At 66.2% G+C, this 24,454-nt stretch carries 21 protein-coding genes; 10 read left to right on the plus strand and 11 right to left on the minus strand.

All coding sequences use genetic code 11. The features are described from left to right. The first annotated feature begins 36 nt into the window (after positions 1-36). From Herbaro_RS06795 to Herbaro_RS06815, 5 genes are all read left to right on the plus strand, one after another. Entirely contained in the window at positions 37-699 is a 663-nt protein-coding gene (locus Herbaro_RS06795; protein WP_275013072.1) for a site-2 protease family protein, read from the plus strand. A 43-nt stretch (positions 700-742) separates the two neighbouring features. Then, entirely contained in the window at positions 743-1,942 is a 1,200-nt protein-coding gene (locus Herbaro_RS06800) for a tryptophan--tRNA ligase (RefSeq protein ID WP_275013073.1), read from the plus strand. Positions 1,943-2,123: 181 nt separating this feature from the next. Beyond that, complete coding sequence (gene dapA, locus Herbaro_RS06805) at positions 2,124-3,002, plus strand: 4-hydroxy-tetrahydrodipicolinate synthase (protein ID WP_275013074.1); 879 nt, start codon at positions 2,124-2,126, stop codon at positions 3,000-3,002. A 67-nt stretch (positions 3,003-3,069) separates the two neighbouring features. After that, on the plus strand, positions 3,070-4,254 hold the full coding sequence (gene bamC, locus Herbaro_RS06810; RefSeq protein ID WP_446719310.1) for an NlpB/DapX family lipoprotein: 1,185 nt from the start codon (positions 3,070-3,072) through the stop codon (positions 4,252-4,254). Positions 4,255-4,273: 19 nt separating this feature from the next. Then, complete coding sequence (locus Herbaro_RS06815) at positions 4,274-5,059, plus strand: MBL fold metallo-hydrolase (protein ID WP_275013076.1); 786 nt, start codon at positions 4,274-4,276, stop codon at positions 5,057-5,059. Between the two features lie 108 nt (positions 5,060-5,167). Here Herbaro_RS06815 and Herbaro_RS06820 read toward each other — a convergent pair whose 3' ends face one another. After that, positions 5,168-5,593 carry a hypothetical protein gene (locus Herbaro_RS06820; protein WP_275013077.1) on the minus strand — a complete coding sequence of 142 codons (426 nt, stop codon included), beginning with the start codon at positions 5,591-5,593 and terminating at the stop codon, positions 5,168-5,170. A 365-nt stretch (positions 5,594-5,958) separates the two neighbouring features. Then, positions 5,959-7,080 (minus strand): cupin domain-containing protein, encoded by a 1,122-nt coding sequence (locus Herbaro_RS06825; RefSeq protein WP_275013078.1) that lies wholly within the window; start codon positions 7,078-7,080, stop codon positions 5,959-5,961. A 226-nt stretch (positions 7,081-7,306) separates the two neighbouring features. Between Herbaro_RS06825 and Herbaro_RS06830 the strand changes: the two genes are divergently transcribed. Further along, a complete protein-coding gene (locus Herbaro_RS06830; protein WP_275013079.1) occupies positions 7,307-7,846 on the plus strand; it encodes an FKBP-type peptidyl-prolyl cis-trans isomerase in 540 nt (179 codons plus the stop codon). A gap of 86 nt (positions 7,847-7,932) precedes the next feature. Here the strand turns inward: Herbaro_RS06830 and Herbaro_RS06835 are convergent, their stop codons facing one another. Next, positions 7,933-8,859 (minus strand): hypothetical protein, encoded by a 927-nt coding sequence (locus tag Herbaro_RS06835; RefSeq protein WP_275013080.1) that lies wholly within the window; start codon positions 8,857-8,859, stop codon positions 7,933-7,935. 28 nt (positions 8,860-8,887) lie between these two features. Then, positions 8,888-11,548 (minus strand): DNA mismatch repair protein MutS, encoded by a 2,661-nt coding sequence (mutS, locus tag Herbaro_RS06840; protein WP_275013974.1) that lies wholly within the window; start codon positions 11,546-11,548, stop codon positions 8,888-8,890. Between the two features lie 457 nt (positions 11,549-12,005). Here mutS and uxuA point away from each other — a divergent pair, with 457 nt between their 5' ends. The 3 genes from uxuA to Herbaro_RS06855 all read left to right on the plus strand — a co-directional run bounded on the left by uxuA (position 12,006) and on the right by Herbaro_RS06855 (position 15,289). Continuing rightward, positions 12,006-13,049, plus strand: a complete 1,044-nt coding sequence (uxuA, locus tag Herbaro_RS06845) for a mannonate dehydratase (protein WP_275013081.1) — start codon at positions 12,006-12,008, stop codon at positions 13,047-13,049. A 113-nt stretch (positions 13,050-13,162) separates the two neighbouring features. Continuing rightward, positions 13,163-14,467, plus strand: a complete 1,305-nt coding sequence (locus Herbaro_RS06850; RefSeq protein WP_275013082.1) for an MFS transporter — start codon at positions 13,163-13,165, stop codon at positions 14,465-14,467. Positions 14,468-14,566: 99 nt separating this feature from the next. Continuing rightward, on the plus strand, positions 14,567-15,289 hold the full coding sequence (locus Herbaro_RS06855; protein ID WP_275013083.1) for a FadR/GntR family transcriptional regulator: 723 nt from the start codon (positions 14,567-14,569) through the stop codon (positions 15,287-15,289). Between the two features lie 10 nt (positions 15,290-15,299). On the opposite strand, the gene Herbaro_RS06860 is transcribed toward Herbaro_RS06855, so the two are convergent. From Herbaro_RS06860 to Herbaro_RS06880, 5 genes are all read right to left on the minus strand, one after another. After that, entirely contained in the window at positions 15,300-16,304 is a 1,005-nt protein-coding gene (locus Herbaro_RS06860; RefSeq protein ID WP_275013084.1) for a zinc-dependent alcohol dehydrogenase family protein, read from the minus strand. A gap of 143 nt (positions 16,305-16,447) precedes the next feature. Beyond that, a complete protein-coding gene (locus Herbaro_RS06865; RefSeq protein WP_275013085.1) occupies positions 16,448-18,019 on the minus strand; it encodes a DHA2 family efflux MFS transporter permease subunit in 1,572 nt (523 codons plus the stop codon). 32 nt (positions 18,020-18,051) lie between these two features. Then, positions 18,052-19,293, minus strand: coding sequence for an HlyD family secretion protein (locus tag Herbaro_RS06870; protein ID WP_275013086.1), 1,242 nt, complete (start codon positions 19,291-19,293; stop codon positions 18,052-18,054). Positions 19,294-19,298: 5 nt separating this feature from the next. Continuing rightward, positions 19,299-20,858: an efflux transporter outer membrane subunit gene (locus Herbaro_RS06875; protein WP_275013087.1), complete on the minus strand. Its 1,560-nt coding sequence runs from the start codon at positions 20,856-20,858 to the stop codon at positions 19,299-19,301. A 45-nt stretch (positions 20,859-20,903) separates the two neighbouring features. After that, complete coding sequence (locus tag Herbaro_RS06880) at positions 20,904-21,116, minus strand: hypothetical protein (RefSeq protein ID WP_275013088.1); 213 nt, start codon at positions 21,114-21,116, stop codon at positions 20,904-20,906. A 53-nt stretch (positions 21,117-21,169) separates the two neighbouring features. Here Herbaro_RS06880 and Herbaro_RS06885 point away from each other — a divergent pair, with 53 nt between their 5' ends. Beyond that, a complete protein-coding gene (locus Herbaro_RS06885; protein ID WP_275013089.1) occupies positions 21,170-21,772 on the plus strand; it encodes a TetR/AcrR family transcriptional regulator in 603 nt (200 codons plus the stop codon). A 75-nt stretch (positions 21,773-21,847) separates the two neighbouring features. Here Herbaro_RS06885 and guaD read toward each other — a convergent pair whose 3' ends face one another. Both guaD and xdhC read right to left on the minus strand, forming a co-directional pair. After that, positions 21,848-23,146 (minus strand): guanine deaminase, encoded by a 1,299-nt coding sequence (gene guaD / locus Herbaro_RS06890; protein ID WP_275013090.1) that lies wholly within the window; start codon positions 23,144-23,146, stop codon positions 21,848-21,850. 207 nt (positions 23,147-23,353) lie between these two features. Continuing rightward, entirely contained in the window at positions 23,354-24,448 is a 1,095-nt protein-coding gene (gene xdhC, locus Herbaro_RS06895; protein WP_275013091.1) for a xanthine dehydrogenase accessory protein XdhC, read from the minus strand. Positions 24,449-24,454 lie beyond the last annotated feature (6 nt).

Raw genomic sequence — 24,454 nt, forward strand, 5'->3', positions numbered from 1 at the left:
CGAGGGTGATGTTGCCCCTCTGATAAAATCCCGCCCATGAACGATCTCATCCAGACCGTCGCGGTCTATGCGCTTCCCGTCCTGTTCGCCATCACCTTGCACGAGGCCGCGCATGCCTATGCGGCGAAGTTTTTCGGGGACAACACGGCATACTCGATGGGGCGCATGAGCCTCAATCCGCTCAAGCACATCGATCCCTTCGGCACCATTCTCATTCCGGTGCTGCTGTATTTCGCCACCAGCGGGGCCTTCCTGTTCGGCTACGCCAAGCCGGTGCCGATCAACTTCGGGCACCTGCGACGTCCCAAGCGCGACATGGCGTGGGTGTCGCTGGCCGGCCCCGGCGCCAATTTCCTGATGGCGCTGCTGTGGACGCTGGTGATCTATGCGCTGGCCATCGGCGGCGTGCAGGAAGAGTTCTTCATGCTCATGGCCAAGGCCGGCGTGCTGACCAACCTGGTGATGTTCGCCTTCAACCTGTTCCCGATCCCGCCGCTGGACGGCGGCCGCGTGCTCACCAGCTTGTTGCCGAACAAGTATGCGTATAAATTTGCGCAGATCGAACCGTATGGCTTCTTCATCGTGATGGCGCTGGTGCTGCTCAAGGTGATCTACACCTGGTGGATGGCTCCCGTCATGTATGCGGCCAGCCTGCTGTTGCAGCTGATTACCTACCCGATCGCGCTGCTGTTCCATTGAGCCGCGGCGAGCACCGTCTTCAGAACAATCATCGCCAACCGCCATGTATCCTGACCGCGTCGTCTCCGGCATGCGCCCCACGGGCGCGCTGCACCTGGGCCACTACCACGGGGCCCTGAAGAACTGGGTCAAGCTGCAGTCCGAACTGCCCTGCCTGTTCTTCGTGGCCGACTGGCACGCGCTGACCACGCACTACGACGACCCTTCGGTCATCGAGACCAGCACCTGGGAAATGGTGATCGACTGGCTCGCCGCCGGCGTCGATCCGTCGCAGTCCACGCTGTTCATCCAGTCGCGCGTGCCCGAGCACGCCGAGCTGCACCTGCTGCTGTCGATGGCCACGCCGCTGGGCTGGCTGGAGCGCGTGCCGACCTACAAGGACCAGCAGGAAAAGCTGTCCGACCGCGACCTGGCGACCTACGGCTTCCTCGGCTACCCGCTGCTGCAGGCGGCCGACGTGCTGATCTACCGCGCCAGCCAGGTGCCGGTGGGCGAGGACCAGGTGCCGCACATTGAAATCATGCGCGAGATCGCGCGCCGCTTCAATCACCTGTACGGCAAGGAAAAGGGCTTCGAGGAAAAGGCGCTGGCCGCGGCCAGGAAGCTGGGGAGCAAGCGCGCCAAGCTGTATCTGGAGCTGCGCACCGAATTCCAGGAGAAGGGCGACGACGAGGCGCTGGAGCAAGCCAAGGCCATGCTGGACGACGCCCAGAACCTGTCGATGATCGACCGCGAGCGCCTGTTCGGCTACCTCGAAGGCAGTCGCAAGCTGATCCTCACCGAGCCCCAGGCGCTGCTGACCGAAGCCTCGCGCCTGCCCGGGCTGGACGGCGCCAAGATGTCCAAGAGCTACGGCAACGCCATCGCCCTGCGCGAGGACAAGGAAGCCGTCACCAAAAAGATCAAGACCATGCCGACCGACCCGCAGCGCGTGCGCCGCAGCGACGCCGGCGACCCCGACAAATGCCCGGTATGGCAGTTCCACCTGGTGTATTCCGCGCCGGACGTGCGGGAATGGGCGGCCAAGGGCTGCCGCTCGGCCGGCATCGGCTGCCTGCAGTGCAAGCAACCCGTGATCGACGCCATCTTGCAAGAACAGCAACCGATGCTGGAGCGCGCCCAGCCTTACCTGGACGACCCTTCGCTGGTGCGGGCGATCGTGGCCGACGGCTGCGAGAAGGCGCGCAAGCTTGCCCAGGACACCATGCGCGACGTGCGCGAGGCGATGGGGCTGGGATATTGAGCAGGAGTAACGGCGGCGCGGCGCGCGGCGCCTGCCCGGCCGCGGAACATGGCTCAAAGCGGGCTCTTCGCCCACTTTTTTTACGTCCGCTTTCATCTGTGTGGGGTGCAAATTGACCGATTGAGGCGTCTATCCGCTACAATCGGTTTTTTATTTTCACCCACACCTAAAGTACGACATCATGATCAAGGGTAGCATTGTTGCAATCGTCACTCCCATGCATCCGGACGGCAGCCTCGATTTCGATGGCCTGCGCAAACTGATCGACTGGCACATCGCCGAGGGAACCGACAGCATCGTCATCGTCGGCACGACCGGCGAATCCCCCACCGTCTCGATGGAAGAACACTGCGAGCTGATCAAGGTCGCGGTGGAACATACTGCCAAACGCATTCCCATCATCGCCGGCACCGGCGGCAACTCGACCTCCGAAGCCATCGAGCTGACCGAGTTCGCCAAGAAGATCGGCGCCGACGCCTCGCTGCAGGTGGTCCCCTACTACAACCGTCCGACCCAGGAAGGCATGTATCTTCACTTCAAGAAGATCGCCGAATCGGTCGACCTGCCGGTGATCCTGTACAACGTGCCCGGCCGCACGGTGGCCGACATGAGCAACGAGACCATCCTGCGCCTGGCGCAAGTGAAGGGCATCGTCGGCGTGAAGGACGCGACCGGCAACATCGGCCGCGGCACCGACCTGATCCGCCTGGCGCCCAAGGACTTCGCCATCTATTCCGGCGACGACGCCACCGCCATCGCCCTGATGCTGTACGGCGGCGCGGGCAACATCTCGGTGACCGCCAACATCGCACCGCGCGACATGCACGAGCTGTGCGCGGCGGCCATGTCGGGCAACATCGCGCGCGCCGTCGAGCTGAACAACAAGATGCTGCCGCTGCATAACAAGCTGTTCGTCGAACCCAATCCGGTGCCGCTGAAGTGGGCGATGCAGGAAGTGGGCTTGATCAAGTCAGGCATGCGCCTGCCGCTGGCGCCGCTGGGGGCGGCGTTCCACGACTCCGTACGCGCGGCGTTGCGCGAGTCGGGTGTATTAAAATAATCGACTTGGCCGCTTTGCTCTTTGGACCTGTCTCCTGAAATTCGATCCCGCTTTCAATAGTAACGATATGACTAATAGCAAGAACGTTCGTCCTGTGGTTCGCTCCGCGTACACCCTTACCCAACGCAGCATCGTCGTCGCACTGGCTCTCGCGGGTCTCGCAGGATGCTCGTCCATCGGCAATATGCTCGAGGGCGACCGTATCGATTACAAGAGCGCCGAGAAAGCCCGTGGCCCGCGCCTCGAAGTGCCGCCCGACCTGACCCAGCTGCAGCGCGACAACCGCTATGCGATTCCCGAGGCGAACAAGGGTGTGGCCACCGCATCGGGCTACAACCTGGAGCAGCAGACCAAGCCGACCACCGAAGTCGCCTCCGTGGCGCCGGCCGGCAAGGGCAGCGACATCCGCGTCGAACGCGACGGCACCCAGCGCTGGCTGGTGGTGAATCAGACGCCCGAGGTGCTGTGGTCGCAGATCAAGGACTTCTGGCAGGACAGCGGCTTCCTGATCAACGTCGAATCGCCCGATACCGGCGTGATGGAAACCGACTGGGCCGAGAACCGCGCCAAGATTCCGCAGGACTTCGTGCGCAACACGCTGGGCAAGGTGTTCGACTCGCTGTACTCGACCGGTGAGCGCGACAAATTCCGCACCCGCCTGGAGCGCGGTCCGAACGGCACCACCGAGATCTTCATCAGCCACCGCGGCGCCGAGGAAGTGCTGACCGGCTCGGCCAAGGAAACCTCGGTGTGGACCGCGCGTCCGACCGACCCCGGCCTGGAAGCCGAATTCCTGGCGCGCCTGATGGTGCGCCTGGGCGCCGAAGAGACCAAGGCCAAGGCGGCCGTGGCCAATGCGCCGACCCTGCAGGCCCGTTCCAAGCTGCTCAAGACCGCATCCGGCTCCAGCGTCCAGGTCGATGAAAGCTTCGACCGCGCATGGCGTCGCGTCGGCCTGGCGCTGGACCGCGTCGGCTTCACCGTGGAAGACCGCGATCGCAGCCAGGGCGTCTACTTCGTGCGCTACGTCGACCAGAACCAGGACGCCAAGGACAAGACCGACAAGCCGGGCTTCTTCTCGCGCATCTTCTCCAGCTCCAAGGACAAGGAGAAGTCCGCCGCCAAGTACCGCATCGTGGTCCAGGGCAGCGGCGACGCCAGCAACATCGTGGTGCAGAACAGCGAGGGCAAGCCTGAAGTGTCCGGTGTCTCGGACAGGATCCTCGGTTTGCTGAACGACCAATTGAAATGATGCAACGCCGGGGCCGCACATGAAGTTCGCGAGCCTCGGTAGCGGCAGCGAAGGTAACGCGCTGCTTATTTCGGCCGCAGCCGGCGCACATCGTCCCAACTCGGGCACGACCGTGATGCTGGACTGCGGCTTTGCTTTGCGCGAGACGGAAAGGCGCATGCTGCGCCTCGGGCTGGATCCTTCCGACGTCTCCGCCATCGTCGTCACCCACGAGCATTCCGACCACGTGGCCGGCGTATTCAAGTTCGCGCGCCGCTACCGCATCCCGGTCTGGCTCAGCTACGGCACCTGGCAGGCGGTGAGCGCCCAGGCCGCGGACGTCGACATCCGCTTTTGCGCCGACGGCGACAAGATTGCCATCGGCGACCTTGAACTCACTCCCTACACCGTGCCGCATGACGCGCGCGAACCGGTCCAGTACGTGGCCGCCGACGGCGATCGGCGCCTGGGCGTGCTGACCGACGCCGGGCAATCCACCGCGCACCTGGTCCACGCGCTGGGCGCCTGCGACGCGCTCCTGCTGGAGTGCAACCACGACCGCGCGATGCTGGACAACTCTCCCTATCCCGCCTTCCTCAAGCGCCGCATCGGCGGCGCCTACGGCCACCTAGCCAATGAGACCAGCGCCGAGATCCTGCATCTGCTCGACAAGAGCAAGCTCAAGCAAGTGGTCGGCGCTCACCTGAGCCAGCAAAACAATACCCCCGAGCTCGCACGCGCGGCGCTGGAAAGCGTCTTGGGCGAGACCTTCGGCGGCATCGCCATCGCCTGCCAGGAAGACGGCTTCGCTTGGCTGGACGTCTGAAAAGCGAGCAGGTCAGCGCTTTGTCAGCCGCGGCCCAAACAGCGCTGAAACAATTTGTTGCGTTTGAATTTGGTCGGCAAGGCCCTTAAAACGTCCCAGGAGCCTTCGTCAGCGCTTTGTCAGTGTCTGCGGGGCAGGCAATTGCATCGATGCGCTTATGGGGCTTTTGGAGCCTTTTGCGGGGATGATCGAATGGTGGGGGAGGAGGGCGTGTCGGGCAGGGTGCGCACCGTGGCAAACCGAGGGAGAAGCGAGGGCGAAAAAAAACCGGCCCAGAGGACCGGTTTTTCTGAAAATAATCTGAAGATTATTTTGCCGGAGCGTCAGCCGGCTTGGCGGCGTCAGCAGCGGGAGCGGCATCAGCCGGCTTGGCAGCGTCAGCAGCCGGAGCAGCGTCAGCAGGCTTGGCAGCGTCAGCGGCCGGAGCGGCAGCAGGAGCTTCAGCAGCGGCGGGAGCCGGAGCGGCAGCAGGAGCTTCAGCAGCGGGAGCCGGTGCAGGAGCTTCTTCCTTCTTGCCGCAAGCAGCCAGGGCAACAGCCAACAACGCAGCGATCAACAGAGTCTTTTTCATGAATATTCCTTCAATATTTAAAAATTGTGCGATGAATAATTACCGGTAATTATCGCTCTACAGGAGGTTCTCGCCATCGGGTGAAGCCTTGCGGATTCGTCTCGGTTCTTGCTTTTTCTTGCTGCCGAAACAGGCCCATACAACGAAAACTTTCCAGCCCGTCATTATAGCTATTTTTTGCCGAAATCACACTGCGATCATTCTTTTTCGTAAGAATTTGTAAGTTCTTACATTTAAACCCATGTGGCCGGAAGGCCTTTATCCACGCCGTTTTCCAACGATTGACGATTGATCAACAGATCGTTATTTCCGAATATCTCGAAGTAATTCAGGCCAATTCCAACCAGCCGCTTTCATGCCATTGATGCAGGGCTTCGAGCAGGTCTTCCGAGGCGCTGTCGAATTCCTGTTTTTCCAGGCGGCGCTGGTCCGCCAGTTTCGTCAGGATGGCCTTGTCGGCGCGGCCGACCTGGAACGACTCGCCATTGATGAAGACATGCGTGCCGCGATACAGCATCTGCGTCTTGCGGTGCAGGACCAGGCCGCGCTTCTTGGCGCCCTGGAAAAAGCGAGCAAACGACAGGTCCTCGCCGCGCGCCTCGAAGAACACGCTGGGCTTGGGCTCGGACAGGTGCTCGCCGAGGAAGATGGTGATGTCGTCGTCGGTGAAGCGGATCTTGTTGAGCTCGTCGCGGATGCGCGCCACCATCGCGGCCGGCAGTTCGGCCGGTTTTTCGGTGGGTTTGAGTTCGGGGTCGGCATAGCGGCCGGGCAGGTCGATGCTGTCCATCATGAAGTCGAGGAAGGCTTCGCCCAGCTCCTGGTAGGCCGGCGCGCGGAAGCCGACCGAATAGGTCATGCACTCGCCCAGCGCCACGCCGTCGTGCGCGTAATGCGGCGGCAGGTAGAGCATGTCGCCCGGCTCCAGCACGAACTCCTGCTCCGGCTGGAAGTTGCTGAGGATCTTCAGCGGCACGCCTTCCTCCAGCGTCAGGTCGTCCTGCGCGCTGATGCGCCAGCGGCGCTGGCCGTGGGCCTGCAGCAGGAACACGTCATAGGAATCGAAATGCGGGCCGACGCCGCCGCCGTCGGTGGCGTAGCTGATCATCAGGTCGTCCAGGCGGGCGTCGGAGATGAAGCGGAACTGGCGCAGCAGCGCGTCGGCGGCAGGATGGTGCAGGTTCACGCCCTGCACCAGCAGCGTCCAGGCCTTCTGCTTCAGCGCGGGCAGCTTCGCGAAGGGGCCATGCTGCATGTCCCAGCCCTGGTCGCGCTGCGTGATGAGGCGCGATTCGACCTCGTCGCGGCGGGCCAGTTCGAACAGTTCCTGGCGCGGCAGCGGCGCCTGGAAACCGGGAATGGCCTGGCGGATGAGCAGCGGCTTCTTGTGCCAGTAGTCACGCAGGAATTGGGCGGGCGTGAGGCCGCCGAGCAGTTCTGGTTTTTTCATGCCCGCCATTATAGGCGCGCCCAATGACTTGGGAACTTGATGCCGCGCACAAGCGATGACGCTTGACGCAGGTTTGATGCGGGTATAATCGCGCACTGAGCAACATGAGCGCAAAGCCCTTGCCGGGCGCAACGGCAGGGAGCGCCCCCGGGTTTCAGAAAGATCGGCAGCCGGGCCTGCCGCTCCCGCACCACATACAGACAGCAACAGCAAAGGATCCGATACGATGAAAATCGCAAAGAACACCGTAGTTTCCGTGAACTACAAATTGTCCGACGCCCAGAACAACCTGATCGAGCAAAGCAGCGACCCGATGGTCTACCTGCACGGCGGCTACCACAACACGCTGCCCAAGATCGAGGAAGCGCTGGACGGCAAGGAAGCCGGCTACCAGGTCACCATCCAGGTCGAGCCTGAAGACGCCTTCGGCGAGTACGACTCCGAGCTGGTCAAGATCGAGCCGGTGTCGCGCCTGCCGCAACCGATCGAAGTGGGCATGCAGTTCGAAGGCTCGCCGGACGACGACAGCGACGACACCGTCGTCTTCACCGTCACCGAAGTGGCCGACGGCAAGGCCGTGCTGGACGGCAATCACCCGCTGGCCGGCATCGCGCTGCGCTTCGACCTGTCCGTGGCCGAAGTGCGCGCCGCCTCGGAAGAGGAAGTCGCCCACGGCCACGTGCACGGCGCCCACGGCCACCATCATCATCACGATGAAGATGAGGGAGAGGAAGGCGATCACTTCCGCAGCCAGCCGCTGAACTGAGCCGCGGCAGTATCCGCACCAATGAAAAACGCCCGCAGCCGCGGGCGTTTTTCTTTTCCCCATCCCGCTTCGCGGGGCGCGTCGCCTCAGCGCCGTTCGCCATCCGCATCGGCCACCGCGAACAGCTGCGGCAGGTGATCGTCCACCACCACCTTCAGCCAGCGTTCTCCCACGCCGACGCTGCCGAGGTTGCCGGTCCACAGGATGCGGGGCGGCGCCTTGTTGCCGGCGGCCTCGCCGTGCACCACCAGCACCCGGCCCTGGAACTTGCCGGACAGCTCGGAGAAGGCGCGCCGCGTCTCCGCAAAGCCGTCGCGCTGGGTGCGGAAGAAGGAGCGCTTGGGCGGCGCGCCGAAGGGGTTGCCGTCGCTGAAGAACACCACCGCCGAGGCCTTCCTCAGCGCCGCATAGGCGAACAGGTGCTGCAGCCAGTTGCGGTTGGCGATCAGGCGGTCTTCGAATTCATTGTTGCGCCCGCCGTCGAGCACGAAGTGGTTGTTGCCGGCCGGCAGGTTGAGCGTGGCGAACAGCACGTTGCCGACCTCCCAGCGGGTGTTCTCGGCATAGCTGCGGAACTTCGGCGTGAGCGATTGGCGTAGCAGCGGCAGGCGGCTGGCGCCGAGGGAAAACTCCCCCGCATGGAACAGTTCGCGTATGCGCGCCAGGCGTTCGATGGCGTCGGAGCGCTGCTCCTTGTCGCGGCAGGTGATCCAGTCGCTGGCCGCCAGCGACATGAAGACGCCGTTCTGCGCCTGCGACAGCAGCTCGCGACGCTGGCTGTACAAGTCGTCGTCGCAAGGCTCGGAGGCGGACTTGACGCCGTTGACCACCACGAAGGCCAGGTTGTCGGCATCGGTCTCGGCGATGGCGCGACGCAGGACTTCCTCGCCATTGTCGCCGGCGAAGGCGTGGCCGATGATGCCGAAGGCGAAGTCCTGCGGCGCCGCCCATGCCGGTAGCGCCGCCAGGGAGGCGGCGCAGGCCAGCAGGGCGGTCAGCAGGATGCGTTTCATCGGGTGGCGGCCTCGGGTTGGCGTGGGGTCAGTCGTGCCGGCTCAGCTGCTTCAACTGGTACAAGGCGTCCAGCGCCTGGCGCGGGGTCAGCGCGTCGGGATCGAGCTGGTCCAGCGATTGCAGCAGAGCTTGCGCGCGCGGATCCGGTTCGACCACGATTTGCGGCGCTTGTTCGGACCCGTGCGCAGATTGTTCCTGCCGCGGCTCATCGGGCTCGACATACTGCGCAGTGCTGAACAGGTCGAACTGCGGCGTCGGCTGCACCGACTGGCTTTCCAGCGCCGACAGGTGCTTGCGCGCGGCGCGGATCACCGGCGCCGGCACGCCGGCCAGCTGCGCCACCTGGAGGCCGTAGCTCTGCGAGGCGGGCCCGCTCTGCACCGCATGCAGGAAGACGATGCTGTCCTTGTGCTCGACCGCCGACAGGTGCACGTTGGCCGCCGTCGGATGGATCTCCGGCAACTGGGTCAGTTCGAAGTAGTGGGTGGCGAACAGCGTGAAGCTGCGCGTGACGTCGATCAGGTGCTTGGCGATCGCCCAGGCCAGCGCCAGGCCGTCGAAGGTCGAGGTGCCGCGCCCGACCTCATCCATCAGCACCAGCGAATGCTCGCTGGCGTTGTTGAGGATGGCGGCCGATTCGGTCATCTCGACCATGAAGGTCGAGCGGCCGCCGGCCAGGTCGTCGGCCGCGCCGATGCGGGTGAAGATGCGGTCGATCGGGCCGATCGCGGCGCTGGCGGCCGGCACGAAGCTGCCCACGTAGGCCAGCAGCGTGATCAGCGCCACCTGGCGCATGAAGGTCGACTTGCCGCCCATGTTGGGGCCGGTGATCAGCAGCAGCTTGCGCTCGGCGGCCAGCTGGCAGTCGTTGGCGATGAAGCGCTCGATCTGGTTTTCCACCACCGGGTGGCGGCCCTGTTCGATCTGGATGCTGGGTTCGGCCACCAGTTGCGGCGCGCACCAGTTGTTGCGCGCCGCGTGGTCGGCCAGCGCCACCAGGGTGTCGAGCTGGGCCAGCGCATGCGCGATGGCCTGCAGCGTGACGATGTGCGGCGCCATCGCGCCCAGCAGCTGCTCGTACAGGAACTTCTCGCGCGACAGCGAGCGCTCCTGCGCCGACAGCGCCTTGTCCTCGAAGGCCTTGAGCTCGGGGATGATGTAGCGCTCGGCGTTCTTCAGGGTCTGGCGACGGCGATAGTCTTCCGGCACCTTGTCGCTCTGGCCGTTGGTGACCTCGATGTAGAAGCCGTGCACCTTGTTGTATTCCACCCGCAGGTTGGCGATGCCGGTGCGGGCCCGCTCGCGGGCCTCGAGATCGAGCAGGAACTGGCCGGCGTTCTCCGACAGGCCGCGCAGTTCATCCAGCTCGGCGTCGTAGCCGCGCGCGATCACGCCGCCGTCGCGCACCATCGCGGCCGGTTCCAGCATGATGGCGCGTTCCAGCAGGTCCAGGCATTCCACCGGCGTGGCCAGGGCGTCGTGCAACTGGCCCAGCAGCGGCGCGTCGGCGTCGCGGCCGCACATGGCGACGTAGGCGCGCAGCGAGCTGAGCTGCTGCAGGCCGGCGCGCAGGCCCGCCAGGTCGCGCGGACGGGCCGACAGCAGGGCGATGCGGGTGGTGATGCGCTCGATGTCGGGCACCGCCGCCAGCGTGGCCGACAGGCCCGAGCAGGCGTCGGTACGCATCAGCGCGCTGATCGCCGCGTGGCGCGCACGCGCCACGTTCTGGTCGCGCAGCGCGTGGTGCAGCCAATGGCGCAGCAGGCGCGAACCCATCGCGGTGCGGCAATGATCGAGCGTGGAGAACAGCGTGGGCGCCAGCGCGTTGGCATCCTGGGCGCGGATGGTTTCGGTCAGTTCCAGGTTGCGGCGGGTCGAGGCGTCCAGGCCGATGAATTCGTTTTCCGACTCCACCGTGAGCGCCCGCACGTGCTGCAGGCCGCGGCCCTGGGTCGATTGCGCGTAGCGCAGCAGCGCGCCGGCCGCGCCGACGGCGACCGTCAGGCCCTGCGCGCCGAAGCCGTCCAGCGTGGCCACGGCAAGCTGCTCGAGCAGCGCCTTGGCGCCGCTGGGCTGGTCGAAGTGCCAGTCCGGCACGGCCACGCCGCGGCTGGGCAGCAGCGCTTCGCACTGTTCTTGCTGGCTGTCGGCGATCAGGATCTCGGCCGGCGAGATGCGCTCCAGCTCCTGCTTGATGCGGGTGTCCAGCAGGTGGCTGTCGACGGAGAATTCCATCAGCTTCAGGGCGCCGCTGGCCATCGACAGCCACGACAGGCCGACCTGCACCTGCTTGCGCTGCTTGCCCGGCATCATCTGCATGGCCAGCAGGCAGCGTTCGGATTTCTCCGGCAGCAGGTCGGAATCGGTCAGCGTGCCCGGCGTGACCACGCGCACCACCTTGCGCTCCACCGGTCCCTTGCTGGTGGCCGGGTCGCCGATCTGCTCGCAGATCGCCACCGACTCGCCCAGCTTGATCAGGCGCCCCAGGTATTGCTCGGCGGAGTGATAGGGGATGCCGGCCATCTTGATCGGATTGCCGTTGGAGGCGCCGCGCTGGGTCAGCGTCACGCCCATCAGGCGCGAGGCTTTCTCGGCATCGTCGAAGAACAGTTCGTAGAAATCGCCCATGCGGTAGAACACCAGCGTCTGCGGGTGATCGGCCTTGATGCGCAGGTACTGCTGCATCATCGGCGTATGGTGCGCGATCGAGGCTTCGAGAGCTTGTTTTTCGGGGGTAAGTTCTGTCGCTTGCTGAGTCATGGAGATCCGTTGTTGGCGGGGCCGGCTTGCTTGGTGCAGGAGTGGCGGCGGCCCTGAATTCTTGCGTCCCGCGCTGCGCTTTGCGCGGGGGGCGCGTATTTTGACGCAGGCCGGCGAAGTTGCCAACGCCCGCGCTGTCGTTCGTCGCCCGAATCCGCCGAGTTTACTAGAACTGGCGTCGCCCGCCCTATTTCCTGCACCCGCAAGCACGCTGTCGCCGGTTCGCGGGGAGCGTTTTTTTCGCTTGTCGCCGATATCGAAAGTGCTTATGATGCCTCTCGTTGGTCTATTGGTCCAACCAATGGACCTATGTTGTCATATTGAAAGCGCGGCCGCAGAACAAGAACACCGGCCTGCGCATCGGCAAACCCCGATGGAGACTCCTATGAAAATGTCATTCCGCTGGTTCGGCGATTCCGATCCCGTCCCCCTCCAATACATCCGCCAGATTCCCGGCATGCACGGCATCGTCTCGGCGGTCTATGACGTTCCGGTCGGCGAGGCCTGGCCGCTGGAGAAGATCCTGGCCCTCAAGGCCAAGATCGAAAACCATGCGCTGGCCTTCGACGTGGTCGAATCGGTGCCCGTGCACGAAGACATCAAGCTGGGCAAGCCCGACCGCGACCGGCTCATCGCCAACTACCAGGAGACCTTGCGCAGGCTCGGGCAGGCCGGCGTCAAGGTGGTCTGCTACAACTTCATGCCGGTATTCGACTGGACCCGCACCACGCTGGAGAAGCGCTTGCCCGATGGCTCCACCACGCTGGCCTTCAGCGCGAAAGAGGCCGACGAGATCGACGTCAGCCGCGGCATCTCGCTGCCCGGCTGGGACGCCAGCTACCGCCCCGAGGCGCTGCAGGCGCTGCTGGCCGAATACCGCGAGGTGGACGAGGAAACGATGTGGAGCAACCTGGCCTACTTCCTCAAGGCCATCATTCCGGCGGCGCAAGAAGCCGGCATCAAGATGGCCTTGCACCCGGACGATCCGCCGCGCCCCATCTTCGGCCTGCCGCGCATCGTCAAGAACCGCGACGACCTGGCGCGCGTGCTGGCCATCGCCGACGTGCCGGCCAACGGCCTGACGCTGTGCTCGGGCTCGCTGGGCGCCGGCCCGCAGAACAATGTCGAGGCGCTGGTGCGCGAATTCGGCGCGCGCGGGCGCATCCACTTCGCCCACCTGCGCAACGTCAAGGTCAACGCCGCCGGCGATTTTGAAGAAACCGCGCACAAGTCGGACTGCGGCTCGCTGGACATGGCGGCCATCGTCAAGGCCTACCACGAGCTCGGCTACGAGGGCTACGTGCGCCCCGACCACGGCCGCATGATCTGGGGCGAGACCGGCAAGCCCGGCTACGGCCTGTACGACCGCGCGCTGGGCGCGGTCTACCTGAACGGACTGTGGGAAGGCGTCGCTAAAGCCAAGGCCTGATCCGCCGCCGGCATTCCCCGCCGCCGGAACCAGGCGGGGAGGAGACCACGGGCGGGCGCCCACAACAACAAGACCGCGCCCGGCCGACATAACGACATCAAGAGGAGAACCGCATGCCCAAGATCCGCTGGACGATGATCTTTCTTTGCTTCCTGGCCAACGTCATCAACTTCATTGACCGCGCCAACCTGGCGATTGCCGCCCCTTATATTTCCCACGACCTCGATCTCGGCCCGGCCGCGATGGGCCTGATCCTGAGCGCGTTCTTCTGGACCTACGCGCTGCTGCAGATGCCGGCCGGCTGGTTCATCGACAAGGTTGGCGTGCGCGTCAGCCTGGCGCTGGCGGTAGGCTGGTGGTCGGTGTTCACGGTCTTGAGCGGCGCGGCGCGCGGCGTGGGCCAACTGACCGGCGCGCGCCTGATGCTGGGCGTGGGCGAAGCCGCCGCCATCCCGTCCTTCGCCAAGGTCGCCTTCAACTGGTTCCCGCGCCGCGAGCGCGGCTTCGCCTGCAGCATCTTCGACAGCGGCTCGCGCGTGGGCTCGGCGCTGTCGCTGCCGCTGGTGGCCTGGCTGATCTCGGCGGTCGGCTGGCGCGGCTCGTTCTACATTACCGGCGCCATCGGCATCGTGTGGGCGGCGCTGTGGTGGTTCATCTACCGCGACCCCGAGCAATACCGCGCCATCGCGCCGCAGCAGGTGGATGCGCTGCTGGCCGAGCGCAGCCCGCAACTGCAGGCGGAGAGCGAGGCGCGCATCTCCTGGGGCGACCTGTTCCGCTACCGCACCATCTGGGGCATCATGATCGGCCTGTTCTGCCTGAACTTCGCGATCTACTTCTTCATCACCTGGTTCCCCAGCTACCTGCTGCAGTCGCGCGGCTTCTCGCTGTCCACGCTGGGCACCCTGGGCATGCTGCCGGCGCTCATGGCCATTCCCGGCGGCTGGCTGGGCGGCTGGCTCTCCGACAGCCTGATCCGCCGCGGCTGGAGCTCTACCGCGGCGCGCAAGACTTGCCTGGTGGCCGGCATGCTGATGTCGTCCTCGATCACGCTGTCGGCCTTCGTCGAAAGCACCGGCGCGTGCCTGGCGCTGTTCGCGCTGGCCTACGCCAGCCTGTCGTTCGCCGGCGCCAACGTCTGGACCTTGCCGGGCGAGCTGGCGCCCACCCCCAAGCACGTGGCCTCCATCGGCGGCATCCAGAACTTCGCCGGCAACCTGGCCGGCATCGTCACCACCACCTTCACCGGCTTCATGCTGGCCATCACCAAGGGTTCCTTCGTGATCCCGCTGGTGGTGGCGGGCGTGCTGTGCGTGGTGGGCGCGCTGAGCTACCTGTTCATCGTCGGCCGCATCGAACCGCTGCCGGCGCCGCAGGGACGGGGCGGCGTGCCGCTGGGCAAGCCGCTGGCGCAGTAAGGCCGCGCCTGCGGGGCGTTCAAACGGCTAGAATAGCGGTCGACGTCGGCCGCTATTTTTTTGCGCCGGCAGATTGCAGACTTCTAATCGGGAACCTTGATGGGCGCATCGGAAAAATCTTCTTCCAGGCCGGCGATGGCATTGCCGGTGCTGCAGGCGCAGCGCCTGTACAAGCAGATCGCAGAACTGCTGGAGCAGAAGATCCGCAGCGGCGCCATCGCCCCGCGCGACTATTTGCCGCCCGAGCGCGACCTGGCGCAGCAGATGGGCGTGTCGCGCACCTCGGTGCGGGAGGCGCTGATCGCGCTGGAAGTGAAGGGGCTGGTGACCATCCGCGTGGGCGACGGCGTGCAGGTGTGCGATCCGGCCACCGTGCCGCCCGGGCCTGACCTGCGCGCCGAGCGCAGCCCCATCGAGCAGCTGGATGCGCGCTGCCTGATCGAAGGCGAACTGGCCGCGCTGGCGGCGAAGAACGCCACGCCGGAGCACATAGAAAAACTGGAGCGCGCGCTGGAAACCATGCGCGGCAGCTATCCCGACTCGGCCGCCTTCCTCGACGCCGACCACGCCTTCCACACCGCCATGGGCGAAGCCTCCGGCAACCAGGTGCTGATCGACCAGCTGGAGTTCCTGTGGGCGCTGCGCTACCAGGCCACCTTCCAGAAGTTCGAGGAGCACTACACCAACGACCCGCGCGAGCAGGCCGCGGTGCTGGAAGACCACCGCCGCATCGTCGACGCCATCCGCGGCGGCGACGCCCGCCAGGCGCGCGCGGCGTTGCACCAGCATTTGAAGCGGGTGCAGAAGCTGTTCGTCAAGTAAGCGCGCGTCCTCAGAACGAAATCACGATCTTGCCCGAATGCTCGCCGCGCTCCATGCGGGCGAAGCCCTCGGCCGCGCGTTCCAGCGGGAAGGTCGAGTCGATCAGCGGCTTGATGCCGTGCATGGCCATCATGCGCATCGTCGCTTCCAGCGCGGCGCGCGAGCCGACCACTACGCCCTGCATGCGGATCATGGGGCCGATCAGCTGGCGGATGTTGAGCGGCGCCTCCATGCCGCCGACGAAGCCGATCACACCGACAAAACCGTTGAAGCGCACCGCCGAGAGCGACTGCGACAGGCTGCTGCCGGTGGTCTCCACCACGATGTCGACGCCGCGCCCGCCGGTGGCTTCACGCACCGCGCCGGCCCACTCCGGCGTTTGACGGTAGTTGATCACGGTGTCCACGCCCATCCCGCGCATCAGTGTCGCCTTGGCCTCGCTGGAGGTCAGGCCGATCACGCGCGCGCCGGCCGCGCGGGCGAACTGCGCGGCGAACAGGGCGACGCCGCCGGTGCCTTGCACCAGCACGCTCTGGCCCGGCTGCAGGCCGCCTTGCTGCAGGCAGGTCCAGGCGGTCAGCGCGGCGATGGGCAGGGTGCTGGCTTCGGCGTCGCTCAGATAATCGGGGGCGGCCACGGCGTCCTCGGCCGGCACCACCACGTAATCCTGCAGCACGCCGGTCAGCGGCGCGCCCAGCGAACCGCCGGCGCGCTGCTCGGGCGTGAGCGCGCCATCGCGCCAGCCCTGGATATAGACCGGCACCACGCGGTCGCCGACCTTGAAGCGGGTGACGTCTTCGCCGACCGCCTCGACCACGCCGCAGGCGTCGGAAGAGGGGACGTAGGGCAGCTTGAGGTTGGGCATGTAGCTGCCGGAAAGGATCGCCAGGTCACGGTAGTTCAGGCTGGCCGCCTTGACGCGCACCAGGATGTCGCCGCGTTTGGGCTGCGGTGTGGGGACGTCGGCGATCTTCAGGCTGGCGATGGAAAAGGCGTCGGCTTGCAGGGCTCTCATGGTGCTGTCTCCGTGGCTGTGATGGGGTGCGGGGAGTCTAGCAAAATCGCCCGTGTTCCGTCGGCGCATAAAAAAAACAGGCGGCTACCGGAGTAGCCGCCTGCCCGGCCTGCAGGGGAACAGGCCGTCGGGGGAGCGGTAGGTCAGTGCGCCGAGGAGGTGTCGGCCACGCGCTGGGGCTTGGGCGCCAGCCACACTGCCATCGCGGCCAGCGAGAACGAGATCGCGGCCATCATGAAGATGTGGTTGGTGGCCAGCATCACCGCCTGGTTCTGCACGGTCTGCACCAGCGAGCCGGTAGCCTGGTCGGGTGTCAAGCCCACGGCGGTCATGGCGTTGACGGCGTCGCCGGAGCGATCCACCAGGCCGGACAACTCGGCGCGGAAGTAGGTGGTGTCGTTCTCCCAACTGGTGTTGACGATGGAGGTGGCGATGGCGCCCGACATGGTGCGGCAAAAGCTCATCAGGCCGGCCGCCGAGGCGGTCTCTTCCTCGTTCACGCTGGCCAGCGCCAGGCCCGTCAGCGGGACGAAGAACAGCGGCATGCCGATACCCTGCAGGAACAGCGGCCAGCCGATCTGGAAGATCGTCATGTCGGTGGTGTTGAAGGCGCGCACGAAGGTCATCAGGCCCAGCCACACCACGCCGATGCAGACCAGCTTGCGGCCGTCGACCTTGGTCGACATCTTGGCCACGAAGGGCGCGGTCATCACCGCCAGGATCCCGGTCAGCGCCGAGACGCAGCCCGACCAGGTGGCCGTGTAGCCCATGTAGCCCTGCAGCCACAGCGGCGTGAGCACCACCGAGCCGAAGAAGGCGCCGAAGGCCAGGGAGATCGTGGTCACGCTGGCCGAGAAGCCGCGATGGCGGAATACCCGCAGGTCGACCACCGGGTTGCGCTCGGTCAGCTCCCAGATCAGGAAGGCGATGAAGAACACCACCGCGATGACGGCCAGCACCACGATCTCGGTGGAGGCGAACCAGTCCTTTTCCTTGCCCTCATCGAGCATGTATTGCAGGGCCGCGACCCACACGATCATCAGCAGCAGGCCGACGCGGTCGATGGAAACCTTGGTGGTCTTGCTCTCGAAGCGCTTCAACATGCGCCAGCCGAGCCAGCCGCACAGCAGCGCCACCGGTACGTTGATCCAGAAGATGTAGGGCCAGCTGTACTGGTCGCACAGCACCCCGCCCAGCACTGGACCTGCGATCGGCGCCACCAGCGTGGTCATGGCCCACAGGCCGATGGCGGCGGGCGCCTTTTCCTTGGGGAAGATGCGCAGCAGCAGCGTCTGCGAGAGCGGCATCAGCGGGCCGCCGGCCAGGCCTTGCAGGATGCGGAACAGCACCAGCATGCCCAGCGAGTTGGCCAGGCCGCACAGCGCCGAGAACAGGCCGAACAGCACCATCGAACTGATGAACACCCGCACTGTGCCGAAGCGGTTGGCGAGCCAGCCGGTCAGCGGCACGGTGATCGCCTCGGCCACCGCGTACGAGGTGATGACGTAAGTGCCCTGGCTGGTGGAAGCGCCCAGGGCGCCGGCGATGTGCGAGACCGAGACGTTGGCGATGGTGGTGTCGAGCACCGCGATGAAGTTGGCGGCCGCCAGCAGGATGCCGGCGCCGAGCAACTGGCCGCCTTGCAGCTTGCCCGGCTCGGCCTTGGGCGCCGGGGCCGGCAACGATCCGGCGTCTGCGCTGAGTGTGGATGACATGGAAAACCTCTGTTTGTCTTGTCAGGCCCGGATTACAGCGAGGCCGCCTTGGCGTCGCCGTTCTGCGCGCTCTTCTGCTGCGGCGTGTCGCCGGCCTGGATCTGGCCGCGGGTGTCGATCTCCACCAGCATCGACAGGCCCACCGACAGCGGACGCTGCGCCAGTTCCTGGGGATCGATGGAGACGCGCACCGGCAGGCGCTGCACCACCTTGATCCAGTTGCCGGTGGCGTTCTGCGCCGGGATCACCGCGAAGGCCGAACCGGTGCCGCCGGACAGGCCGGTCACCACGCCGTGGTATTCCACCGAGCCGCCGTAGATGTCGGCCTTCATGGTCACCGGCTGGCCGATCTTGACCTTGGTCAGCTGGCCTTCCTTGAAGTTGGCGTCCACGTGCATCTGCTGCAGCGGCACCACCGAGAGCAGGTTGGCGCCGGTCTGCACGCGCTGGCCGACCTGCACCTGGCGACGCGCCACCACGCCGTCCAGCGGCGCGCGCAGCACGGTGCGCTCCAGGTCCAGCTTGGCCTGGTCGCGCTTGGCGCGGGCCAGCGCCACTTCCGGGTTGTTGTCGACGGTAGTGTCGGCGGTCAGCACGGTGCTGGCCTTCTGGGCGCCGATGGTGGCCTTCGTGTTGGCGCGCGATTGCACCTCGCTGGCCTCGGCCGCCTTCAGGTTGGCCTGAGCGGTCAGCATGGCGGTGCGGGCGTTGGAGAGTTCCTCGCCGGACACCGAGCCCGACTTGGACAAGGCTTCACGGCGCTGCAGATCGATCTCGGCGCGCTTCACGTCAGCCTGGGCCGACAGCAGCTGGGCCGCGGCGCGCTTCTGTTCGGCTTCGCGCGCCAGCACCTGCGCGGCCAGGCCGGCATCGTTGGCGAAGAAGCCCTTGACGCGGCGTTCGGTGCGGTCCAGGTCTGCTTCGGCCTGGGCCAGCGCCAGTTTGGCGTCGGCGTCGTCGATGGCGACCAGCACGTCGCCCTTCTTGACGGCCTGGGTGTCGACCACCTTGACGTCGGCCACGATGCCGTTGATGGCCGGCGTGACCACGGAAATTTCGGTGGCGGTGTAGGCGTTGTCGGTCTCGACGTAGCGCGAGCCGATCAGGTACCAGTAGGCGCCGTAGCCGATGCCGACCACGGCGACCACGCCGCCGAAGATGGAGAACAGCTTCTTGCGCTTGGCCGTGGCCGCGGCGCGGGCGGCGGCTTCTTCGCGTTGCTTGGCGGCGTCGTCAGCCATGGTGTGGGTTGCCTGGTTGTCGCTGTGGGACATGATGATTAACCTTTCGCTTGCGTATCTGTGTGTTGGGCGCGGCCGATGCTGTCGCCTGCGCCGCCATGTTCTTTATCTTGCTCCGCGTATCCGCCGCCCAGCGCGCGCACCAGCGCCACGTCCAGGCTGAACATGCGCGAGCGCAGGTCGGAGAGCTGGCGCAGGTTGGTGATCAGCGTATCCTGGGCGTTGAGCACGTCGAGGTAATTGGCCAGGCCGCCGTTGTAGCGGTTGCCGACGATGCGGTAGGCCTCTTCGGCGGCGTCGGCCGCGGCTTGCACCTTCTCCAGCCGGCCCGACAGCGCCTTTTCGGAGACGCCCACATCGGCCACGTCCTGCAGCGCCTGGGTCACGGCCTGGTCGTAGTTGGCCACGGCCTCGTCATAGCTCGCGCTGGCCGAGCGGAACTGGCCGCGCAGGCGGCCGCCGTTGAAGATCGGCAGCGAGATGGCCGGGCCGAAGCTGCCGATGTCGGAGCCGCGGCTGGTCAGCATGTCGATGCCCAGCGACTGGAAGCCGAAGTAGGCCTTCAGGTTGACGTTGGGATAGAAGGCGGCGCGCGCCACCTTGATCTGCTTGCCGGCGGCTTCCGCGCGCAGGCGCGCGGCCACGATGTCGGGACGGCGGCCCAGGAGGTTCACCGGCACCTGCTCGGGCAGGGCGAACGGGCGGCTCATGTCGATCTTCGGCCGCACCAGCAGCAGGCCGCGATCGGGGCCGGCGCCGGCCAGCGCGGCCAGCTTGTTGCGCTGGAGCGCGATCGACTCATCCGTGGCGCGCAGGTCGGCTTCGGCCATGGCGCGGCGCGCTTCCATCTGCTTGACCGAACCGCGGGTTTCCAGGCCGTTGGCGAAGCGCTGGTTGAACAGGTCCAGCGAATCCACGCGCACCTTCAGCGCGGCTTCGTTGGTGTCGCGCTGGGCATACAGGTGCTCCAGCTCGGCATAGGCCGAGGCGATCGAGGTGGCCAGCGTGATGCGCGCCTGGGCGGCGTCGGCGCGCGCGGCTTCCAGTTCCGAGGTGGCGGCGGCCAGCGCCGCGCGGTTCTTGCCCCAGAAATCGATCTCGTAGCTGAAGTCCAGCGAGGCGCGGGTCTCGTTGTTGTAGTCCTTGGGCACGAAGTCAGCCGGCACGCCGTTGTTGTAGGACTGCTTCATGCGGTCCAGCGAGGCGTTTGCGCTGACCTCCGGATACAGCGCGGCGCCTTGCTGCTGGGCCGAACCCTCGGCCTTGAGCAGGCGCGCCTTGGCCACCGCCATCGAGGGCGCGCCCTGCAGGGCGTCGCCGATCAGGGCGTTCAACTGGTCGTCGCCGTAGACGCGCCACCAGGCGTCGGCCGGCCAGGCGGCCTGCGGCGCGGTGGCGGCCAGCATCTGGGCGCTCTGGTAGGCATCGATGGACTTGGGCTCGGCGCGCGGGCCGAGGTCGGTGAAGGAGGCGCAGCCGGCCAGGGCGGCTGCAGCCAGCGCGATGGCGGAGGCCGTCAGCACCGGCTGCCAGCGCCGCGCGGCGCCGGCGTCGCGCCTGGCCGGGCCGCCTTGGGCGGTAAGTGGATGATGGTTCATGGTCGTGGAGTAAGGGAGAAAAACCAGGTTTCAAAACTGTACAGTTCAGTATAGTATTGAGATTCTTCGATAGTCAAGAAGGATTGCGAGAAATTGCTCGTCTTTATGCGGCATCGCCGCAACAAGAATTTCCAGACGCGAAAAAGCCTTGAATAAGCGGCTTTTGATGGCATCTCCGCCTATAATTCCCGGCTGGCAAGCAAATGGATTGCCGATATATACAATCCCTTGCCATCGCACACCGGAAGCACGATTCACGGCAGGGCGCCGCAGGCGCCGGCCAGGCTACCCAGCCCATTCAGGACACAGGCATGCGCAAGAAAAGTGAGGAACGCCGCCAGGCGATGATCGACATCGCCGGCGAGGTATTCAACGAGATCGGTTTCGAGGGCGCCTCGATGGCCGAGATCGCGGCGCGCATCGGCGGCTCGAAGGCTACGCTGTACAACTACTTCAGCTCCAAGGAAGACATCTTCGTCGAGGTCATGATGAAGCAGGTGGGCTGCCAGTTCGAGTCGGCCTTCACCGCGCTGCACGACGAGGACGACGTGCGCCAGGGCCTGCTGCGGCTGGCGCGCCACTACCTCGACATCGTGCTCAAGCCCGAGGTGGTGGCCGTCAAGCGCCTGGCGATGTACTACGCCGGCAAGTCCGAGCTCGGTCCCATGCTCTACGAGCGCGGCCCCAAGCGCGGCTGGACGCGCATTTCCGAATTCCTCAAGCTGAAGATGGAAGAGGGCAAGCTGCACAAGGGCGACGGCTGGATCGCGGCGCTGCAGTTCCGCGCGCTGGTGGAGGCCGAATGGATGGACGTGCGCATGCTCAACGTGGTGACCGAGTTGCCGGCCGAGCAGCTGCAGGCTTCGGCCGAGCGCGCGGTGGAGGCCTTCATGTACCTGTACCAGCCGCGCTGAGCGCTGCGCCACCGGCGGTAAAGAAAAAGCCCGGCATCGCGAGATGCCGGGCTTTTTATTGACGCATGAAACGCTTCAACGCTGGTGCGCCAGCTTGCCGGCGGAGTAGGTGGCGGCGATGGCGCGGTCGTCGCCCAGGATGGCCAGCGCGAAGAGTTGCTCTTCCAGGCTGTCGGTGGTGGCGCTGCGGCGCGCCAAAAGCGGCGTGGCGCGCGGATCGAGCAGGATGAAGTCGGCTTCGCAGCCGGGGGCGAAGTTGCCGATCACGCCTTCCAGCTGCAGCGCGCGCGCGCCGCCCAGCGTGGCCAGGTAGAACATGCGCTGCGCCGGCAGGTAGGTGCCGCCCATGCGGCCGACCTTGTACAGCTCGTTCATGGTCTGCAGCATCGAGAAGCTGGTGCCGCCGCCCACATCGGTAGCCAGCGACAGCGGCACCCGGGCCTGGTCCGCCTTCGGGAAGTCGAACAGCCCGCTGCCCAGGAACAGGTTGGAGGTCGGGCACAGCGTGGCCGCCGACTGCGTGGCCGCCATGCGTGCGCGGTCCTGGTCGTCCAGCCAGATGCAGTGGGCGTACAGCGCGCGCTTGCGCATCAGGCCGTAGCTGTCGTAGACGTCCAGGTAGCTGCGGGCGTCGGGGTAGAGCTCCTTCACCCATTTCACTTCATCGGTGTTCTCGGCCACATGGGTCTGGATGTAGGCGTCCGGATATTGCGCCGCCAGTTCGCCGGCCAGCTTCATCTGCCCGGGCGTCGAGGTTGGCGCAAAGCGCACCGTGATGGCGTAATGCTGGCGCCCCTTGCCGTGCCAGCGCCTGATCAGCTCCTCGCTCTCGCGCACGCCGGTCTCGGCCGTGTCGCGCAGGAAGTCCGGGGCGTTGCGGTCCATCAGGCACTTGCCGGCCACCATGCGCAAGTTGCGCGCGTGGCTGGCGTTGAAGAAGGCGTCCACCGACTGCGGATGCACCGTGCAGTAGACCGCCGCGCTGGTGGTGCCGTTGCGCAGCAGCTCGGCCAGGAAGAAGTCGGCCACCTCGCCGGCATGCTCCGGGCTCTCGAAGCGGCGTTCGGCGGGGAAGGTGTAGTTCTCCAGCCAGGGCAAGAGTCCCGGGGCCGGCGAGCCGATGATGTCGGTCTGCGGATAGTGGATGTGGGTGTCGATGAAGCCGGGGCAGATGATCTTGCCGCGATGGTCCTGCACCTCGACTCCGGGCGGGAGCGAGGCGATCAGTTGCGCGTGGTCGCCGGCGGCCTTGACCTTGCCGTCCTGCACCAGCAACAGGCCGTCGCTGTGCCACTGCGTGGCGCGCTCGTCGAAGGCCGGGTCGTTGGTGAAGTGCAGCAGGCTGGCGCGGTAGGCTTGCATGGATGTGCTCATGGGGTAGTCCTCAATGCTGGCCGCCGCGTCCCCGGCGCATTGCGGATGCGGGAGGGCGCGCGGGCGGCGTCGATTCTATGGGCATCATACTGGAAGGCGCGGTCGCGCCTTCCCGATGCGGTTGAAGCGGAATCGAATGAGGATCCGGCGCGCCGCGGATGGCGCGCCCGGTCTTGATGGATCCTCGGGGCGACGGCAGGGTCTTCCTTAGCCTCTGCCGCCCGGAAAGTGTGTGGCGAGCGCGGGAGGAAAACTGTTGCGGGCCGGCTGGGTCAGGCGCAGTTCCCACAGCTGCATCAGCTGGGCCGCCACGGCGATGGCGATGCTGGCCGGCTCCTTGCCGTAGATGCCGGGGATGCCGATCGGGCAGGTCATGCGGTTCAACTGTTCCTGCGTGCAGCCGCGCTCGGCCAGGCGATGCTCGAACTGCTTGCGCTTGGTATGGGAGCCGATCAGGCCGAACCAGCCGACGTCGCCGCGCGCCGCGTCGCGCTTGAGGATGCGTTCCGTCAGTTGCTGGTCGAGGGCGTGGCTGTGGGTCATCACGAGATAATACGCGCCGGGCTCGGCCATGTCGACGGCGGCATTGGGCACGTCGGTGGCCTCGACGCTGACCTGCGGCGGCAGTTGCCGCGGGAACATGTCTTCGCGCTCGTCCACCCACAGCACGCGGCAGGGCAGGGTGGCGAGCACCTTCACGATTGCCGCGCCCACGTGCCCGGCGCCGAACAGCACCACCTGCGGCTGGTGCGCGCGGCACAGGTCGAGCAGCCAGCGGCGCCCCCGGGCGTCGCGCGTCAGGTAGCTCTTGCGCACGTCGCGAAACAGCGCCGCGTGCAGGCCGTTGTCCGGGCCGTCCAGGTCGCAGGCTTCGCCGTCGGTTTCATGCAGTTGCATGGGATCGGCATTATCCAGCGGCAGCGCGCGCCAGACGTCGGCGCCGCTGCGCCAGTAGTGTTCCAGTTCCTTCCACACCCCGCTGCAATCGGCCTCGATGCGTTCGAAGGCGAGGAACACCACGCCGCCGCAGCACTGCCCGAGGCTGGGGCCGAGCGCGATGCGCTCCAGCCGGCGCCGGGCCGGCAGCTGCGTCGCATCGCCTGCCAGCATGGCGCGCGCGATCTGCGCCGCGCGCCATTCCAGGTGGCCGCCGCCGATGGTGTCGTACTGTTGGTCGGCGCTGTAGACCATGCGTGCGCCGGCCTCGCGCGGCGTCGAGCCCTGGACCTCCGCCACCGTCACCAGCACCGCCGGCGCCGCTTGCTCCTGCAATGCCCTCAATGCTGCAAGCCATGTCGTCATGGTGCT

Source organism: Herbaspirillum sp. WKF16, assembly GCF_028993615.1.
Lineage (GTDB): Bacteria > Pseudomonadota > Gammaproteobacteria > Burkholderiales > Burkholderiaceae_D > Herbaspirillum.

Coding starts and splice junctions, on each gene's coding strand:
- Herbaro_RS06795 (WP_275013072.1), top strand. CDS start 37: ATGAACGATCTCATCCAGACCGTCGCGGTCTATGCGCTTCCCGTCCTG.
- Herbaro_RS06800 (WP_275013073.1), top strand. CDS start 743: ATGTATCCTGACCGCGTCGTCTCCGGCATGCGCCCCACGGGCGCGCTG.
- dapA (WP_275013074.1), top strand. CDS start 2,124: ATGATCAAGGGTAGCATTGTTGCAATCGTCACTCCCATGCATCCGGAC.
- bamC (WP_446719310.1), top strand. CDS start 3,070: ATGACTAATAGCAAGAACGTTCGTCCTGTGGTTCGCTCCGCGTACACC.
- Herbaro_RS06815 (WP_275013076.1), top strand. CDS start 4,274: ATGAAGTTCGCGAGCCTCGGTAGCGGCAGCGAAGGTAACGCGCTGCTT.
- Herbaro_RS06825 (WP_275013078.1), bottom strand. CDS start 7,080: ATGAAAAAACCAGAACTGCTCGGCGGCCTCACGCCCGCCCAATTCCTG.
- Herbaro_RS06830 (WP_275013079.1), top strand. CDS start 7,307: ATGAAAATCGCAAAGAACACCGTAGTTTCCGTGAACTACAAATTGTCC.
- Herbaro_RS06835 (WP_275013080.1), bottom strand. CDS start 8,859: ATGAAACGCATCCTGCTGACCGCCCTGCTGGCCTGCGCCGCCTCCCTG.
- mutS (WP_275013974.1), bottom strand. CDS start 11,548: ATGATGCAGCAGTACCTGCGCATCAAGGCCGATCACCCGCAGACGCTG.
- uxuA (WP_275013081.1), top strand. CDS start 12,006: ATGAAAATGTCATTCCGCTGGTTCGGCGATTCCGATCCCGTCCCCCTC.
- Herbaro_RS06850 (WP_275013082.1), top strand. CDS start 13,163: ATGCCCAAGATCCGCTGGACGATGATCTTTCTTTGCTTCCTGGCCAAC.
- Herbaro_RS06855 (WP_275013083.1), top strand. CDS start 14,567: ATGGGCGCATCGGAAAAATCTTCTTCCAGGCCGGCGATGGCATTGCCG.
- Herbaro_RS06860 (WP_275013084.1), bottom strand. CDS start 16,304: ATGAGAGCCCTGCAAGCCGACGCCTTTTCCATCGCCAGCCTGAAGATC.
- Herbaro_RS06865 (WP_275013085.1), bottom strand. CDS start 18,019: ATGTCATCCACACTCAGCGCAGACGCCGGATCGTTGCCGGCCCCGGCG.
- Herbaro_RS06870 (WP_275013086.1), bottom strand. CDS start 19,293: ATGTCCCACAGCGACAACCAGGCAACCCACACCATGGCTGACGACGCC.
- Herbaro_RS06875 (WP_275013087.1), bottom strand. CDS start 20,858: ATGAACCATCATCCACTTACCGCCCAAGGCGGCCCGGCCAGGCGCGAC.
- Herbaro_RS06885 (WP_275013089.1), top strand. CDS start 21,170: ATGCGCAAGAAAAGTGAGGAACGCCGCCAGGCGATGATCGACATCGCC.
- guaD (WP_275013090.1), bottom strand. CDS start 23,146: ATGAGCACATCCATGCAAGCCTACCGCGCCAGCCTGCTGCACTTCACC.
- xdhC (WP_275013091.1), bottom strand. CDS start 24,448: ATGACGACATGGCTTGCAGCATTGAGGGCATTGCAGGAGCAAGCGGCG.